Raw genomic sequence first — 17,071 nt, 5'->3', positions numbered from 1 at the left:
TGCGCCACGCAGAAAAGGGAAAAGTGGACGACTTTTACGCCGCCCGCAGCGGGACTATCCCGCCGCTACCGTGGTCGACTTTCTCACCGCCGTTCTCATCCGCATGCACTGAACGTACCATGCACCCATTTTGGGCGCAACGATTCTCTCTCAGAGACATGGGAAGCGTTCCGCTTCCCAATCTGCCTTTGGTGCTTGGCGAGCCTATGCGGGGCCGCATGAGGCGGGCTGTCGAGGGCGGCCGGAGGCCGCCGCCTTCGGCGGTCGCAGACCCTTGACAGCCCGACGAGGCCCGGCACGCTTGCCGGCAAGCACCAATGGCTATCCGGCGCCGCTTTGCGGCGCTCTGGCTACATCCCGATACTCGGCCCGCGCTTGCGGCCGAACTCCCCGGAAATGCCCTCGCCGCGAACGAGGCCGGAGACCTGCCGGCCCAGCGCCTTTTCGATCACCGGCCGCCAGGGGACCAGCGTGAACTCGCGCGAGCGTTCCACCAGCGCGTACTTGCCGCTGACGAGCTGCACGGGCTGACGGTAGGTGCCGCTGATGCGCTCGCCGTTCTCCGCCATGCGGAAGGACATGCCGCGCTCCAGAGCCAGCTTCCTGCCGGCTTCCTCCACCTCCCGCCGCGCCAGCGTGGATAGCATACCGCGCTGATAGATGGTGTTGCTGCCATCCTCCCGCGCGAAGCCCTGTTCCATCAGCCATTGCCGGCGCCGGGCGAGCGCGTCGCGCGCCTCCCGGCCGAATCCTCTGTCGCGGAGCGCGACCGGCGCGTCGGCGACCAGCTCGCGGTCGAGCCAGGTGGCGGCGTTCGCGGTCACCTGGGCGTCGAGGTCGATGAGCGACAGGACCCGCGCGCCAAGCTGCCTGGTGCGCCCGGTGTCGTAGTCCTGTGCGCGGTTCTCGAAGTCGTCGGGGATGCGCCAATGGTCGGCGTCGAGGCGCTCGACGATGCCGGCCCGGCGCAGCGCTTCCAGCCGGCGCACATGGGTTTCGACATAGCCCTCGTAGTTGCCGTCCGGCACGCGCATCGTGTCGCGGGCGGTCAGCAGATGGATGGCGGGCTCGTAGACGCCGCCGTTGTCGCGGGCCAGCTCGGCGATGTTGCGGTCGGCGGGACGGGGCGGGGCCTCGGCCCGTCCAACCTCGACGATGCTGCCGGTCCTGGTCTCGCCTGCGGCGGCCTCGCTCATCTCGACGTAGTGAACCCGGCCGTCCGCGCCGTCGATGACGAGATGCAGCCGGCCGGTCAGCTCGTCGCCCGCCAGCCCCTTGCCGATCACCCTGCCGACGGTCGGCTTCTGCTCGGCCTTGCCGGCATGGATGACGTAGTCTCCGGCGCCGCGAGCGAGGCCGCGCTCCGTGATCGCCCGGTGCATGGTCTTGATGATGTCGCCGCGCTCGCCCAACTCGCGCAGGGTCTTCTCCATGCCGGAGGCCAGCGACCATCGCGTCGGTTCCTCCTCGCGGGCGAGGCCCATGCGCTCGAGCTTCTTGAGGCGGCCGATCAGCAGGTAGCGGTTGACCCGGCCGAGATAGGACTGCTCCTCGCCCATCCGAAGGTCCACGAGGCCCTCATCGTTCACCTCCTGAAGGATGGCGCGGTCGAGGCGGGTGAAGCGGTCCTGCTCCACCTCCCGGCCGAGCTTCTGCTGCACCTCCCATTCGCTCTGCATGCCGAGCTCCAGGGTGACGATCTCGCTGGCCCGATGCCGGATGCCGTGGGCAATGTAGTCGCCTGCGATGTTGAGCGTCTTGCCGTCGTCGGTCACGCCGCGGATCACGACATGGGAGTGGGGATGGCCGGTGTTGTGGTGATCGACCGCGACCCAATCGAGCTGGGTATCCAGGTCGCGTTCCATCTGCTCCATGAGCCGGCGCGTGAAGTCTCGGAGGTCGCCAAGCTCGGCGCCGTCCTCGGGTGCGACGATGAGACGGAACTGGTGGCGGTCGTCCTGGCCCCGGTCGAGGAAATTCGATCCGTCCGCGTGGTCGAGGCTCGCCGAATAAAGCCGGCCGCGCTCGCCGTCGAGGGCCGCGCCGTCGCGTTGCAGGTAGCGGAGATGGGCATAGGCCGCCTTGCTCCCGCTGCCGCGCATCTTGACCACACGCGCCTTGACCACGACGCGGCGCGCGCGATAGCGCATGCCGCCCTCCGGCCGGCTCCAGCCGCTCTCGCGCGGGAAGGTGGCGACGAGCTTGCTGCCCCGGCCGCGCGCGTTGAAGCGGTCCGTCCTGGTTCTTGTCCCGGCGCGCCCGGCCATAGCCCTGCCGATCAGGCGCGGGTTGCCGCCAGCGCGGGCGACGGCGCGCAGGACCTGCTGCTTGAAGGAAGTCGGCGGCCGACCCGGGCGCCCTTCGCCACCGGAACGCGGGCGGCCCAGGCGCGGCTCGAAGCGCGTATCGTCGTCGCGGGACATGGGTTAAATATTCGCACCCGATGCCGCGAAGACAAGAGTCTCCAAAATGGCACCAGGAAAGAGGCGCGAATTCAGTCGGTTACGAAAATCATGGCTCTGTGGGCGCTCGCGAGGGAGATAGAATGGCGCCAAAAAAACAGTGTGCAGACAATCACTTAGCACTCAAGGAGTGCTGCGAACGGGGTTCGCTTTATCTTGCCCTACCGGGCTTCTGGGCCACCTGCCGTCCCTCCTGCGATCACCTGCGATCTCTCACCGAACCTCGGCTCGGGCAACGGGCCGCGCACCGGCCGGGATCACCGCATGAAGACATCGGGAGCGGCACCAGGCGGTACCGCTCCCGACGCCGTCGGCGGCGTCATCCGCCGCCCGCCAGGAACGCCTGTTCGGCGCTCTCGAAGCTCTCGAAATGCCGCAGACCGAGCATCCAATGAACGTGCCGCTCGCTGTCGACGAGACACGTCGCGACGTAGTAGCGGGTGCGGAAGTAGCCGAGAATCGACACCCGTTCGAAGGTCTCGTCCTCGTCGTCGAGGCTCTCCCAGGCGCCGATGTTCATCTCCGCGATGCGTCCGTCCCAGTGGAAATCGGCACGCTCGGCCGCAATGATATGCTCGATAACGGCGTCGATTCCGTCCGTTCCGAACTCGGCGATCAGGTCGCGGCGGAGCTGCGGGAAGCGGTCGAATGCGGCGTGCGGATGGGTGTGAAGTATGGTCATCGGAACCTCCATCTTTGCTGTCCTCCTCATCGAGGACACATCCCGCCATCGGCCGGCGAAGCGGCCGTCAAGGACGCCGCAGGCGCCGCGAAGCGGGGCGCGGGGGAGCCGAAATGCGGAGCGGAGCGCCAGCGCAGCGAAGCATTTTGGGGGGACCGCGCCTCCTTGACGGCGCTTCGTCCTGGCTGGTAGGCTGGGACAACCGAGACGAGGCCCCTCTCTCCGGATAGGCACTGACCGCGCCGCTGCGGTTCATCGGTCCTTGCCCGCGACCGTGCGCAAGGGCACGAACAGGCTATCCGAGGCCAGCGCCGCCGAGCGCTCGCGACCGTCCGTCGCGGTCGTGCGCAAAGGAAAGAAAAGCCACCGATCTGGTAGCGCGACTCCCGCGGTCGTCGTTGCCAGGCGCGACGGAGCAAGCCGCGCGAGGAAAACCCACGTCTCGTGCGGGAGCGGCCGTCCGTCGGTCAGATATTCTTGATAGCGCCCGGGTCCGGCGTTGTAGGCGGCGAAGAGGCCGGGGAATCCGAAGCGCTCGTACAGGGCGCGGAGATAGGCGGCGCCGGCGAGAATATTGTCGCGGGGGTCATAAGGATCGCGACCGAGATCGTGCCGGCGGCGCATCTCTTCATAGGTGTCCGGCGTCACCTGGTCACGCGGCGCCCCCGGCAGCTTTCCTCTTTTACGCTGGGAACCCATACGGAACACGGCGGGCTGTGTCCCGTTGGCACAAAAGGCGGCGTGCCGGACGGCAATAGCCGCGGCACCGCCATCAACAACCGAAGGAGACAGAGACATGAGACAGCTACTTTACGCGACCACCATCCTGGCCGCCGCCGCTGCCCTGCCGCTGTCGGGTGCGACCGCTGCCGGCCAGATGCAGGACAAGCCCGCGGCCACCGAATCGCAGCGGGGCGCTGCCATGCAGCGCGACTGGAACCAGGCCTAGGCGTTCGACGAGGCCCAGTATCGCCAGCTGGAGGGCCGCCCCGTCGAGAACCTGCGCGGTCAGCAGATCGGCCAGATCGACAACCTCGTCCCCGGCGTCCGGGATCAGAACGTCTATGCCGTGATCGGCGTCGGCGGCACGCTCGGCCTCGGCGAGAAGAAGGTTGCCGTGCCGGTCGAACAGCTCAGGCAGGACAACGACAACGGCGTCATCCTGATGTCGGAAAAGACGGAGTCCGAGCTCGCGAACATGCCGGCTTGGGAGGAAGGATCCGACCTGTACGAGCCGTACACCGGCAAGGGCGAGAATCCGTGGAAGACGTCGCAATAACGGCCGCTGAGGGGGCGCTTTGCGGCTCCCCCCTTTGCGCCCGCGACGCCGACGGAACACGGAGGCCACACCCCGTTAGGCACCGGAATGCGAGGTGTGTGTGTGCAGGCCGGGCAGGGCAGGGCAGGCATCTGCCGCGGCACTGCGACAAACAAAGGAAGGAGACCGAGACATGAAACAGCTGCTGTACGCGACCGCCATCGTGGCCGCCGCCGCTGCCCTGCCGCTTTCGGGGGCGGTCGCCGCTGGCGACAAGAAGCAGAACCCTGCCGCGACCGAGACCAAGGGCGGCGAGATGAAGCAGGGCCAGACCCAGGGCGGCGCGATGCAGAATGACGCCCAGAAGTTCAGCAAGTCCGAGTACGGGCAGCTCGATGGCCGCACCGTCAAGAACCAGGGCGGCCAGGAGATCGGCGAGATCGAGAACATCGTCGCGAGCGTCAAGGACAAGACGCCCTAGCGGTTGTCGAACCGCTTCACCGGCCGTTGTTTCCAATCCTGAGACGGCCACCGATCCAGGAACGACAGCCAACGAGTTCAAGCCCCGTTTCGTGCGCCGTCGGTCGCAATCCCGGCTGGCCAGCGTTGCTCAGCTATGTGAGACGGCGTCAACTCCCGACAGTGCCTTACGCCGCAACTGTTGGCTATGACGCCGACTCCTTCCCTGATGCGCCGAACATAGTTCGCGACGCCGTCCTTCTTGTCCTCCGGCTTCAAGGCCCTCTGCAGATCGCGGTCGTGGGTGGCCACGCCGCTGGGGCACCGGTCCGTGTGACAGCGCATGGCCTGGATGCATCCGATGGCAAACATGAAGCCACGGGCAGAGACTACGTAGTCGGCCCCCGCCGCCATGGCCCAGGCCACGTCGCCCGCCGTCACCAGCTTGCCGGATGCGATCAGGCGGACACGTTCGTCCAGTTCATAGGCCGTCAGGATCTCGGCGGTCCGCGGCAGGGCCGTGCGGATCGACAGCGCGACGTTGTCCATCAGCGTCATCGGCGCGGCGCCGGAGCCGCCTTCCGCTCCGTCGACGGTTATGAAATCCGGCGCGTGCTCGATACCGTTTTCATGGATTGTCTGACAAAGCTCCTCGATCCAGCCGGTATCGCCAAGTGCAGTCTTGAATCCCACCGGCTTTCCCGTGATGTCGCGCAAGTAGGACAAGAACGCCAGAAGTTCCTTCGTGTTCGAAACCTCCCTGTGCCGGTTGGGCGAGATCGAATCCTGTCCCACCGGTATGTTCCGGATGCTGGCAATGTCCCTCGTCACCTTTCTCGCGGGCAGGATCCCGCCCTGGCCCGGCTTGGCGCCCTGGCTGAGCTTGAGCTCGAACATTTTGATCTGCGGTCGCGCGGCGAGTTCACGCAACTTTTCCTCGTCGAGATTCCCGTTTTGATCCCGCACGCCGTATTTCGCGGTGCCGATCTCGAACAGGATGTCGGGATCGCCTTTCAGGTGCTGGGGCGCCAGCCCGCCCTCGCCGGTGTTCAGCCAGCAACCGCCCGAGGCGGCGCCGAGGGCCAGCGCCTCGGCGGCGGGCGCGGAAATGGCGCCGAAGCTCATCGCGGACATGTTGAAGAAAGACGGCGGCCGGTAGGGCGTCCTGCAAGACGGACCAATGGTCAGTACGGGAGGTTCGACCGCCTCTTCGCGGTCTAAGGGGAAGACGGCGTTCCGCAACGTGACGGCGCGACGTTGAACGGAGAGGCTCGTCCCGAAGCCGCGGATGTCCTCCTCGCCTTTGGTCGCCTCGTAGACCCATTCGCGTGTCGCCCGGTCGAACGGCAACTCTTCGTGATCGGCAAAGGAGATGTAGCGGCGGTAAAACTCGCCCACCTTCTCGGACAAGGGGCGAAGCCACGCCACGGCCGGGTAGTTCCGGCTTACCGCATCGGAGGACCGCCATCTGTTGTGCGCCGAGACGAGCACGACGGCAAGGACGCCGCACCCGACCAGGAATATGAACAGGCTGGACAGGAGGTCCATGTGGAAGAATACGTTATCCATGGCTCATCCTTCTCGAAATTGGCCGTCGGTACAGTTCTCAACGAGCGTGGACATGCACCGGAACGGTGAGCTGACCGCCGACGAACCTGAGGGTCATGTCGAAGGTCTCGCCCGCATCCAGATCGCGCGTCAGTGGCCCTGTCTCGTACCAGAGATGGGACGTCGTGAGGTCGAGACTCTCGCCGGCCGGGACGCCGATGGATTCAAGCACGTTCCGCTCCGATTCTCCGACGTCCGCCACCAGCCGGGCCTCCCGGGCCACTGGTGTTTCGATTCCAATGACGTGGAAGGCGGCCGGGCTGTCGTTGACGATGCGAAACCGGATGCGCGACGTTTCGCCTTGCCGTGCGGCAGTGGCCGTGGCCGCGTCGATCCGGACGTTAAGGCCCGCTTCAAAGGGCGTATCGGGGCGCGCCGCGGAAAAGATGGAGATCAACACGAGCGCGATCAGCGACGACGTCCATCGATCGCAACGGTTGGACATTGCACGTCTCCTCAGCGTCTGGCCCTCCAGCCTGCGGTCACTCGGCGGGCATCTCCATCGCGGTGGCGGGCGTCGAAGCACGTTCGAACACCGCGGCCTCTGCGGAACGTTCGGCATGACCGGCCAGAAACCGGCGCAGCTCCTCGTAGCGGACGCGGACGTCCTCCCTGCTCTGGTAGTAGCGGAACAGCTCGCGTAGCGGCGCCGAGAAGTCCTTGTAGGCGACAAGAACGGCGACCAGCGCGCCGAAGGACAGCTTTCCCTCGATCACGAGATAGCCGCCGATCGTGTAGAAGAAAAACGGCGTCATGTGAGAGATGAAGTTGCTGAGTCCCTTCATGAAGAACTTGCGCCTGTAGATCTCGAACCGGATCGCCTGGACCCGTCTGAACGAGTCATGGATCGGGTCGAGACCCGTGTTTGCCTCGTTGCCGATGAGCCCCCCGAGCCGGCGAACCTGCTGGACCCGTTCCCGCCCCAGTGCGTTGATCCGCCGCTGGAGCCGGGGGATCAGCGCGAGTTGCAGCGGCAGCAGGGTAATGGCCGCGGCCCCGAGCATGGGGTCCTGGACCAGCATGAAGGTCAGGATGGTCAGGAACGTGCCGCCCTGAAGGACCGGCCGGACGAAGGCCTCGCCGGCGAAACCGCCGACCGGCTCGACCTCCTGGACGACGATGGGTATGAGCTGGGCGGACCCGCCCGGGCGAGCCCGGCGACGCCACTCCCGATACACCGTCAGGCGCAGCCGCCGGACGAGCGCCTCGGCGACCCGGCCCGTATACAGGTTCACCAGGTACTTCAGGCTCCCATTGGCGAGCACGGCGACTAGGAACAGGAAGCAGAGGACGAACAGGAACTCGACCTGCGACAGGCTCACGCCGGCGTAGGAGACCGGGAAATGACCGGAGTCGATCGCGTTGTTAATGATAAGCTTGGGCAGCTCGAGGGTGGCATAGAGCATCGGCAGGGACAGTGTTGCGCCGAACAGTAGCCAGAGCTGCGAGCGCCAGGTCTGGCGACGGAGATAGCGGAAGATGCCGGGGACGAGCGCGCTGCGGCCGAGATCCGCTGGCGCCGCCGCGTCCCGGAGGCTGGAATGCCGGTATCTGCGCAGACCATGCAGGCACCATGTGGCCAGCACGGCAAGAAGCGCCACCGGTGCGCCGACCAGCACGATGTGCACGACGGTATGCAGCCACCAGTGCATATGGTCGAGCGCGCCGATGACGAGGTTGTCGGTGAAACCGTGAAGGTCGGCGAACGGGAACAATTCGGTTCACTCCTTCGATCCGGACGCCGCGGCCGGTCTGGAGATCCGGGCAGTGCCGGGCGAGGCGCGCGAACGCCCCGCCGTGGCACCGCGGGGTCCAGGACGGCGCTCAGCCTCCAGCTTGCTCGAGAAGGCCCACCATGCGCTGCCGCGCCTTCGGGGGCAGCTTGGCCACGGCGCGGCGATCCTCGTCGCTGACGGCGGCGTCGCCGACGACAATGAGTCCGACCATGCCGAGGCCGACATGGGGTGTGCACTTGATGCCGTAGATACCCGGTTGATCGAAGGTCACGGCGCCTTCCTTGTTGAAGCCGATGTTGATGCTTTTCACTCCACCGGGGAGCATGCCGGCGATCGAGACGGTGTTGTGTCCCTTGTCGGCCGGCACGAACACCACGGTATCGCCCGGCTCGATCCGGACGAGGTCCGGTGAATAGACGAAGCGCTGGTCTCCGGACTTGTTGAGCGTTTCGATCCGCACCTCCGCGGCGTTGACAGGCGCAACGACCAGGAAGGGCGTGAGGACGGCGATCGCCGTCGCCAGGAAGAGCTTCTTCATCTCTGTCTCCTATGTTTGCGTCAGAACCAGAGCCGTACGCCGGCGACGAAGGAGAGGTCGTCGACGCTCTCGCCATCGTCGCGCGCGAAGTCGGCCGTTTCGCCAAGCTTGCGCTCCCAGTTCACCCCGATATAGGGGGCGAACTCGCGGGCGAACTCGTAGCGGAGCCTGAGCCCGAGCTCGACATCGTTGACGCCGCTGCCGATGCCGAGCTCGCGGACCTCCTGGACCGCGAGATTGATCTCGGCTCTGGGCTGCAGGATCAGGCGCTGCGTGATAAGGAGCTCGTACTCGCCCTCCAGGCGCGCGGAGACGTCACCTTCGTTCGAGACGAAGGCGGCGGTGTCGAGCTCGAACATGTAGGGAACGAGACCCTGCAGCCCGAATACGGCATAGCCGCGCTCGGGATCTGGCCGGACATCGTAGCGGGCGCCCGCCTGGACATCGAACCAGGGCGTAATGGCGCGACTCCACAAGGCCTGCACCTCGGCCTGCTCCGTCCGCTCGCCGAAGGTTCCTTCGCCTTCGGTTTTGACCCAGAGCTTGTCGATGTCGCCGCCGTACCAGCCCTGCGCATCCCACAGATAGCCATCGCGCCCGTCGCGCACACGCGTCTCGAGCTGGTCGATCATCACCCGGTAGGACCGGATCGCGCCCTGGTCGCGGCGAAGCCGCTCGCGCGCCTCGTCCATTGCAGACGGATCGAACAGCACATCGGCCGCATGCCGCGGACCGGAGAACGCGTCCGCCGGCGGCGGCGCCTCGGGCGGCGCGGACGACGAACCGCCCCCCATGTCATGACCCGCGTTCGGATCGGTTGGCGTCGCTGGGCTTGCCGGTTCCATCCGCCTCATATCGTGGCCGGCGTGGGGGTCGGATGGCGGCTTCGTGGCGGGCGCCGTTCCCGTCCCGTGCCCTGCATGCGGATCGGCCGCGGGCGTCTCTTGCGCCGGAGGCGACGACGGCGTGTGGCCAGCGTGTTGCGCCATGGCCGGCACGGCGACCAGGCTTGCGGCCAGTGCGATCGGAAGGATTCTCATGCCGCGCCTCCCTCGAGCGGACGGACAGTCACCACGTTGAACATCCCCGCATGCATGTGGAACAGGAGGTGGCAGTGGAACGCCCAGTCGCCCGGATTGTCGGCCGTGAGGTCGAAGGTCACCTTGCTGCCCGGCAGCACGTTCACCGTATGCTTCAGTGGATGGTGCCCGGGATGGCCGTTGACCACCTCGAAGAAGTGCCCGTGCAGGTGGATTGGGTGCTGCATCATCGTGTCGTTGACCAGCGTCACGCGCACGCGCTCGTTGCGGGCGAAGCGGATCGGCTCGACGACTTCGCTGAACTTGCGGCCGTCGAACGACCACATGAAGCGCTCCATGTTGCCGGTGAGGTGGATCTGGATGGCGCGGGACGGCGGCCGCGTGTCCGGATTCGGCTTGAGCGAGACAAGGTCGCGATAGGTCAGCACACGGTGCCCGACATCGGTCAGACCCAGCCCCGGATGGCCGGTGCGGTCCTGCGGCATCGGTGGGATCATGTCGACGCCGACGCCGACCGCCATGCCCGCAGGGGCATTGGCCGGATTGCGCATCTCCATGTCCATGGCGCCATGCTCCATGCCGGCCATGCCGCCGGCGCTGCCGTGGCCCATCGCGCCGTGGCCCATCCCCGACATGTCGCCCATGCCGGCCATGCCCATGTCGTCCATGCCGAGCGTGGGCCGGGGCCGGAGCGGCGGCACCGCTGCGGCCATGCCGGGGCGCGGCGCAAGCGTTGCCCGGCCCATGCCAGAGCGGTCGACCGATTCCGCGACGATCGTGAAGGCGCGGTCCTCGCTCGGCTCGACGATCACGTCATAGGTTTCGGCGACCGATATCTGGAACTCGTCGACCGTGACGGGCCGTACGTTCTCGCCGTCGGCATTGACCACGGTCATCGGGAGCCCGGGAATGCGCACGTGGAAGACCGACATGGCCGAGGCGTTGATGACGCGCAGGCGGACCCGCTCGCCGGGGCGGAAGAGCCCGGTCCAGTTCTCCTCCGGTCCGTGGCCGTTGACGAGGTAAGTGTAGGTCAGACCGGTGATGTCGGCGATGTCGGTGGGGTCCATCCGCATCTCGTTCCACATCAGCCGGTCCTTGAGCGACATCCGCTCCTCCGGGTCGCCTTCGCGAAACAGCCCCGCGAAGGTCAGCTCCTGGCGGTTGAAGTAGCCGCTCTCGGCCTTCAGCTTGCGCATGATCGTTTCCGGGTCCATGAAGCTCCAGTCCGAGAGGACCAGCACGTGTTCGCGGTCATAGGCGACGGGATCCGGGTCGGCCGGGTCGATCACGATCGGGCCGTAGTGCCCGAGCTGCTCCTGCAGACCCGAATGGCTGTGGTACCAGTACGTGCCCGCCTGCCGGAGCGGGAACTCGTAGACGAACGTCTCGCGCGGGCGGATGCCCGGGAAGCTGACGCCCGGCACCCCGTCCATCTGGAACGGCAGCAGGAAGCCATGCCAGTGGATCGAGGTGTCTTCGTCGAGCTCGTTGGTCACAGCGATCCGCACGTTCTGCCCTTCGCGCAGGCGCAGCAGCGGCGCGGGCAGCGTGCCGTTGATCGTGATCGCCTGGCCCGTCCGGCCGCCGACGGTGAACGGGCTGCGGCCGATCGTGAGCGCGATGTCCTCGCCGGACAGGGTCGGCATGTCCGGCCCCAGTCCGCGCGTACCGGACCGTGCCCAGGCGGGCAGGAGCGGCATGAACGCAGCGGCGCCGCCCAGAGCGGCGCTGTGCGCCAGGAAGGCGCGCCGGCCGAGCGTGGAAGATATGCTCATGAGTTGGTTTTCCTTCTCTTTCGCCGCTTGCGCTCAGTGCCCGAACCGGAAATCGCCGACCATCCCGGACTCGTAGTGGCCGGGAATGTTGCAAGCGAATTCCAGGTCGGCGGCCCGGGTGAACGTCCAGACCAACTCCTTCGTCTTGCCCGGCTCGACCAGCACGCTGTTGGGGTCGTCGTGCTTCATCGCGTGACCGCCGCTACCCGAGTGGGACGAGTGGTCCGACTTCGCCATGTCGGTATTGACCCCGGTCGCGGTCAGCATGCCGCTCTCCATCATCTTCAGCATTTCCTTCCGGTGCTCGGCGTGCATCGCGGCCGTTCCGATGTTGAACTCGTGGAGCAGCTCGCCCGAATTCTTCAGGACGAAGCGGACGGTCTCGCCTTGCTCCACCCGAACGGTCTTGGGCTCGTAGAAAATGTCGCCCAGCTTGACCTGGACGGTACGCGTGGCAGCGGACGCTTTGGCGGGCTCACCGATGGCGGCGCCATGGCCCTCGCCCTGGCTGTGACCGCCGGCGGCAAGGGCCGGCGTGGACATGGCAAATACAGCAGCTGCGAAAGAAACGACTTGGATAAAGCGGATGCCATTCATGGCGGACTCTCCTCGAGTTCAGATGTTCACGGTGTCGTGGGTATGCGCCGCGCAGGCCTTCGGAACGGTCCGGCACGATCCTGTACCGATCCGATGCGTCGGAAGGCGCAAATGTTATGGACGCCGAGCCGGCGGCCGGGATGTCACCAGCCGGCCGAGCCGAAACGCCAAGCGCGAAGTCGCGCGGATATCTTTAGGAAAAGAGTCGCGGAGGGCGGCGCGGCGGCGCGATGCCGAGCTCTCTCAGGGAAGTCACCGACTCCGGGATGGACCGCCCATATGCGGACGTGAACGGGACACCCGGAGGCGCGGCCGGGAGGCCCGCGGATGCCGGCGCCGAGCAAGCGGTGGCATGGTTCGCGCCGCCGTGGTCATCGTGTTGATGGCGCGCGCCGGAATGTGTGGCGATTTCAGCGCAATGGGCTAACGCATCGGCGGCCTTCGCCGTGACGGCGACTGCCTGGCTGTCGACCAGATGCGGGCGCACGCTCGCCCCCGACGATTGAACCCAAGCAAGGCTCGCCAGGAGCACCAAGCACGCAATCAGAGCTAACCGCATCGAGCGACTGTCCATGGCCTCGACAGCTTTTCCACTTTCATAAGGTGGCGGACAACAAGCCGAATTGCAAGGTTCCTGGCCGAGAGGCTGCCACGAGCCGCGACTTCGTTCGCTTGCGGGCCGGGGCGTTTGCCCGCCGCGGCATACGGATACCGCTGTCGGTGCGGCGTCGCCCACGACGGGTATTCACGCCGCGCTCGCCCGAGCGAGCCGGTTCGCACGACATCCGTTCCCCTTTCCGGACCTCCGCGCCTGGTGCGGGACTTCAACATTGGCAAGGCGCCGATCGCGCGGCGTGGTGGACGACGGGGCTCCCTGGCCGCTAATGCGCCGAATGGACCTGGTAGAAGACACCCAGTATTGCGCCGTACAGCCCGTGCCCGAGCAGAGTCGTGAGCGGTGTCCGCCAGCCGTAGTTCAGACCCAGAAAGCCGGGCGGCTCGAGGCGCCGCTCGGGAGTTGGGCCGTCGTAGGCCGACGCCATCCGCGGATGGAGGTGCGGCAGCACGGGCAGGACCGCTACCAGCAGGAACGCCCCGTGAAGCAGGCCGAGCGCCGCGCCCAGCCACCCGGAATCCACCTCGAGACTGTAGAACGTCAGGTAATAAAGCAGCGCGAACACCCAGCCACCGAGCGTGTAGGCCAGGAAGCCGAAGATTATGGCCCGGTCACGATTGGGCGTCAGCATCGTCCCGACCAGGAAAGGCAGGCTGAGGCGGGAAAGGCCCAGCCCCTGGCTGCCCTGGAGCACGGTGGTCAGCACGACCGTGGCGACCAGCCCCCAGAGCAGGACGTTGCGGAGATGAAAGCCCCAGTCGGAAAGCCCCTCCATCGGTCAGCGTTCCCCGTTCTCGGCGCGCGCGAGCGCGAGGGCGGCATTGATCAGCCCGGCATGCGTGAAGGCTTGCGGAAAGTTGCCGAGCGCGCGCCCGCTCTCCGGGTCGATCTCCTCGGCGAAGAGCCCGAGGTCGTTTCCGTACCCGAGCAGTTCCTCGAAACGGCGGCGGGCCGTTTTGGTGTCGCCAAGTCGCGCGAGATGGTCGACGGCCCAGAAGCCGCAAACGGCGAAAGCGCCTTCCGTACGACCGGCCGGACTGATCCCCTCGTCGTAACGGCGCAGCAGCGCTCCCCGGCCAAGCCCGGACACCAGGCGGACGAAGGTCGACTGCATTCGCGGATCGCTTGCGCGCCTGTATCCGAGAGCCGTCATCCGCAAGAGGCTCGCATCGAGCGCCGTGCCGCCGAGGGTCCCCGTGTAGGCCTCGATATTGCGACTGTAGCCTTCAGTTTCGATGGTGCGGCGAAGCGCATCGCGCCCCCGCCGAAACGTCACCGCCGGCACCCGCAGAACTCCGGCCGCGTGAAGGCGCAACAGCCGGTCGAGCGCGGCCCAACATAGCAGCTTGGAATACGTATAGTGCCGCTTGTCGCCGCGGACTTCCCATATGCTGTGATCCGGGTCGCGCCAGCTGCGGCAGACCTCGCGTCCGAAGCCGACGAGCAGCCTGCGTTCCGAACGGCTGAGGCCTCCGCCTCGCTCGACGTATTCGAAGGCGGCCGCGATGACGGAGCCGTAGATGTCGAGCTGGACCTGCCGATGTGCATCATTGCCGATCCGGACCGGCGAGGATGTGCGATATCCTTCGAGGTGCGTCAGCTCCGTCTCCGGCAGCCTGGTTTCCCCATAGATATCGTACAGAACCTGCAGCTGCGGCCAGCTGAGCCGCGTGCTGTGAAGGAGCCAGTTCAGAAAAGCCTGTGCCTCCGCCTCGTAGCCGAGGTCGCTGAACGCGGTTAGCGTCAGCTCTGCGTCCCTTAACCAGCAGAACCGATAGTCCCAGTTGAGGCCGCCGCCGATCGCCTCCGGTAACGACGTCGTGGGCGCGGCGATGACCGCGCCCGAAAGGGCGAAAGCCAAAGACTTCAGGACGAGGGCGCTGCGAACGACATGCGCACGATAGGGACCGTCATAGCGGCACTGGCCAACCCACTTCCGCCACCATCGAACTGTTGCATCCCGCCTTCGAACAGCATGCTCTCCGAGTAGCGGCAGCACCGCGATATCGCTCTTCGCGTAGCTCAGGGACAAGCACCGTCTGTCCCCGCAGGCAAGGCGCACGGTGCCGCAAGCTGTATGCTCGCCCTGTAATGCCAACGGTACCTCGCTATGGAGCAGGATGAGCTCGTCCCGGTATTGCAGCGCCCAGGCCGACGAGCCGCGGGACACGAGCGGTCGTCCTGCCCTTGCGTAATCGGGCCGCGGCGCGAACCGCACCTCGATTTCCACGCTCCCGGCCACGCATTCCACGATGCGGAGCACCTCGCGGGCGGGCTGGAGCTCGTTCTTCCACTCTCCGTCGGCGAGCACCGGCAGGAAGTCCGTGAGGCGCACGATGCCGTCCTCGCACCGGAACTCCGTTTCGAGGACGTTGGTGTCGGGGATGTAGCGGCGGCTCATACGGAACGGCCCGGTTGGCCGGATCGAAAATTGCCCGCCCCTTTCCTCGTCCAACAACGCGGCAAAGATCGAGGGGGAAGAGAAATCGGGCAGGCAGAGCCAGTCGATCGATCCTTCCCGGGACACCAGCGCGGCAGTCCGGCAGTCGCCGATCAGGGCGTAGTCACCTATGGGCACATAACTCAAGCCAAGCTCGCGAGTATCGCGTAGTACAATCTCGTGCGCAGCGATGCGCGCTGCACAGGATCAAAGCACCGGCTACGCGAGGATCGACACCGACCGCCGAACAGCAGCAGCGGTGCCCGCCCATTCTCGGCGCGGATTGCCCGGTGCTCCGCACCCGCAAGTCGCGCACGCCGCGGCGTTGCTGTGTCCTGTCCGCCTCGTCGCCGACCCGAGCCGGAATTGCCGCATCGCCTCTTATCTTGCGCCCTCATGATCGTCGCCGGCCCTACCGCTCTGCCCATCTTGATCTTGACCGTGCCCGCCATCCGTGTCGCCGACCAAATTCCGATATTCTTCAGCCGAAAGTGTAGGCAGACGATCGAGGAAGCCCACAATCGCCCATAGCTCCTCGTCACTGTGGGTGGCGCCAAAGCCCGGCATGCCCGTCATCTTGATGCCGTGCTTGACGATCCAGAAACGCTCGGCCGTGCTCAGGTGTCGAAGCGCATTCCCAAGCTCCGGCGGATCGGGTCGTAGACCTTTCCCAACTTCGGATGGCTCCACGCCTGGCCCGCCGTGGCACATCGCACACATGCTGCTGAAGTTCTCGGCCCCCTTCCGGACCTGCGCCTCGTCGAAGCGTGCCGGGGCCGCGATTCCGTCCGCCCGCGCCGCTACCGAGCGGTGCATCGTGGCTTCGAGAGCCCAGGAGACGACCGGATTGTGCGGATCGACCGCCGCGACGTTGTAGACACCTGAATAGATGAACGCGATCCCGCCAACGATCACAGCGACGATACCGAGTACAAACCCAATTAAAACTTTCATCAACGACCTCCAATCGCTATAGGGCCTCGCAGCCGAAGTTAGCGTCGGGCACAGGGCCGAACAGCCTGACGAGCGCTTCAACAAGGGAATGGCCTGTGGCGCTCAATCGACATTCGGCCAAAAGGCCGTCGATTGCCAAACCAGTCAACGCGCATTCCCGAGAGCGGTCGCAGCTTCGCTAACTATAGCTGGTGACAAGCAAAGACGCTCGCCAGTGGAAAGTCCTGCCGCGGCAGCCATGCCGTGCAAACGTTCCGTCCTGGCTCTGCTTTGCGTATCGTGACCCTTGGGCCCAACGCAACGGGCCCGGAACATGTCGGCGCTGGTTGCCGTCCTGCAACGACCGCATGCGCCACTTGGTCCTGACCCTGCACCACGGCCCAGCGCTGCATAGGATTAGACGGAGATGAGCCTCGTCTGGTCTGCGGTCGCCGACAGCTTCGGTGGCACCGGACAGGTCCGATGCCGGTCCATCAGAACCCTTCTGGATTGCCGTGCTCGATAACGAAATTACCTGCGGGCTCGCCCGCTTTCGTGAATAACTGCAGATCGTGCCCGTGGCGCCGGACGATCGTGCGACAGGCGTCGTCTACGCTGCCGGGCAGGTCCACACATAAGCGGCCGTTTTCAACCGACCAGCGACCGATAAACTCTCGCCCCTTGTAAAGGCCCCGAAGTGCGCCGCCTGGCGCGAAATACGACTTGACCGCACTCAAATCTGCGGAGAAGTACGTGGCGGTATTGCCCGACACCATATCTCGGATCGCGTGCTCATCGAGGGACTGTCCGACGGCGCCGACGGGAGTTGCCATCAGAAGAATCCCAAGAAAAAGGCATGGAAAGCCGCGAACTCTCATGTCATCTCACCAATCGCGCCGCCGCCCTTGCCGTAGCCGGTCGGAC

Annotated in this window: 16 protein-coding genes and 1 pseudogene; 3 read left to right on the top strand and 14 right to left on the bottom strand. The window is 66.0% G+C overall.

Annotated elements, in window-relative coordinates:
- Positions 1-350: 350 nt before the first annotated feature.
- The 3 genes from CMO28_RS16535 to CMO28_RS16525 all read right to left on the bottom strand — a co-directional run bounded on the left by CMO28_RS16535 (position 351) and on the right by CMO28_RS16525 (position 3,843).
- Complete coding sequence (locus tag CMO28_RS16535) at positions 351-2,423, bottom strand: DUF3363 domain-containing protein (protein WP_296715325.1); 2,073 nt, start codon at positions 2,421-2,423, stop codon at positions 351-353.
- A gap of 358 nt (positions 2,424-2,781) precedes the next feature.
- Complete coding sequence (locus tag CMO28_RS16530; protein WP_296715324.1) at positions 2,782-3,156, bottom strand: hypothetical protein; 375 nt, start codon at positions 3,154-3,156, stop codon at positions 2,782-2,784.
- Positions 3,157-3,396: 240 nt separating this feature from the next.
- Entirely contained in the window at positions 3,397-3,843 is a 447-nt protein-coding gene (locus tag CMO28_RS16525; protein WP_323755102.1) for a lytic transglycosylase domain-containing protein, read from the bottom strand.
- Positions 3,844-3,940: 97 nt separating this feature from the next.
- Here CMO28_RS16525 and CMO28_RS16520 point away from each other — a divergent pair, with 97 nt between their 5' ends.
- From CMO28_RS16520 to CMO28_RS16510, 3 genes and pseudogenes are all read left to right on the top strand, one after another.
- Entirely contained in the window at positions 3,941-4,093 is a 153-nt protein-coding gene (locus tag CMO28_RS16520; RefSeq protein WP_296715323.1) for a hypothetical protein, read from the top strand.
- A gap of 18 nt (positions 4,094-4,111) precedes the next feature.
- Positions 4,112-4,423: pseudogene (locus CMO28_RS16515) on the top strand (PRC-barrel domain-containing protein); the annotation flags it as partial.
- 172 nt (positions 4,424-4,595) lie between these two features.
- Positions 4,596-4,883: a hypothetical protein gene (locus tag CMO28_RS16510; protein WP_296715322.1), complete on the top strand. Its 288-nt coding sequence runs from the start codon at positions 4,596-4,598 to the stop codon at positions 4,881-4,883.
- Positions 4,884-4,960: 77 nt separating this feature from the next.
- Here the strand turns inward: CMO28_RS16510 and CMO28_RS16505 are convergent, their stop codons facing one another.
- The 11 genes from CMO28_RS16505 to CMO28_RS16455 all read right to left on the bottom strand — a co-directional run bounded on the left by CMO28_RS16505 (position 4,961) and on the right by CMO28_RS16455 (position 16,980).
- Positions 4,961-6,430 (bottom strand): FMN-binding glutamate synthase family protein, encoded by a 1,470-nt coding sequence (locus CMO28_RS16505; RefSeq protein WP_296715321.1) that lies wholly within the window; start codon positions 6,428-6,430, stop codon positions 4,961-4,963.
- Positions 6,431-6,467: 37 nt separating this feature from the next.
- On the bottom strand, positions 6,468-6,914 hold the full coding sequence (locus CMO28_RS16500; RefSeq protein WP_296715320.1) for a copper chaperone PCu(A)C: 447 nt from the start codon (positions 6,912-6,914) through the stop codon (positions 6,468-6,470).
- A 37-nt stretch (positions 6,915-6,951) separates the two neighbouring features.
- Entirely contained in the window at positions 6,952-8,184 is a 1,233-nt protein-coding gene (locus CMO28_RS16495) for a hypothetical protein (RefSeq protein WP_296715318.1), read from the bottom strand.
- A 109-nt stretch (positions 8,185-8,293) separates the two neighbouring features.
- Complete coding sequence (locus tag CMO28_RS16490) at positions 8,294-8,743, bottom strand: pseudoazurin (protein WP_296715317.1); 450 nt, start codon at positions 8,741-8,743, stop codon at positions 8,294-8,296.
- Between the two features lie 20 nt (positions 8,744-8,763).
- Complete coding sequence (locus tag CMO28_RS16485; RefSeq protein ID WP_296715315.1) at positions 8,764-9,783, bottom strand: copper resistance protein B; 1,020 nt, start codon at positions 9,781-9,783, stop codon at positions 8,764-8,766.
- Positions 9,780-11,561, bottom strand: a complete 1,782-nt coding sequence (locus CMO28_RS16480; RefSeq protein ID WP_296715314.1) for a copper resistance system multicopper oxidase — start codon at positions 11,559-11,561, stop codon at positions 9,780-9,782. The genes CMO28_RS16485 and CMO28_RS16480 overlap by 4 nt, the downstream gene beginning before the upstream one ends.
- 33 nt (positions 11,562-11,594) lie before the next feature.
- Entirely contained in the window at positions 11,595-12,158 is a 564-nt protein-coding gene (locus tag CMO28_RS16475; RefSeq protein ID WP_296715312.1) for a cupredoxin domain-containing protein, read from the bottom strand.
- 881 nt (positions 12,159-13,039) lie between these two features.
- A complete protein-coding gene (locus CMO28_RS16470; protein WP_296715311.1) occupies positions 13,040-13,549 on the bottom strand; it encodes a hypothetical protein in 510 nt (169 codons plus the stop codon).
- Positions 13,550-13,552: 3 nt separating this feature from the next.
- A complete protein-coding gene (locus CMO28_RS16465) occupies positions 13,553-15,352 on the bottom strand; it encodes a glycoside hydrolase family 15 protein (protein ID WP_296715326.1) in 1,800 nt (599 codons plus the stop codon).
- 243 nt (positions 15,353-15,595) lie between these two features.
- Positions 15,596-16,168 (bottom strand): c-type cytochrome, encoded by a 573-nt coding sequence (locus CMO28_RS16460; RefSeq protein WP_296715309.1) that lies wholly within the window; start codon positions 16,166-16,168, stop codon positions 15,596-15,598.
- A gap of 473 nt (positions 16,169-16,641) precedes the next feature.
- Complete coding sequence (locus tag CMO28_RS16455) at positions 16,642-16,980, bottom strand: hypothetical protein (RefSeq protein ID WP_296715307.1); 339 nt, start codon at positions 16,978-16,980, stop codon at positions 16,642-16,644.
- Positions 16,981-17,071 lie beyond the last annotated feature (91 nt).

Source organism: Tistrella sp. (assembly GCF_002684955.1).
Classification (GTDB): Bacteria; Pseudomonadota; Alphaproteobacteria; order Tistrellales; family Tistrellaceae; genus Tistrella; species Tistrella mobilis.
Note: the sequence above shows the minus strand (reverse complement) of the source record. Positions and strands in the feature narration are given on the sequence as shown.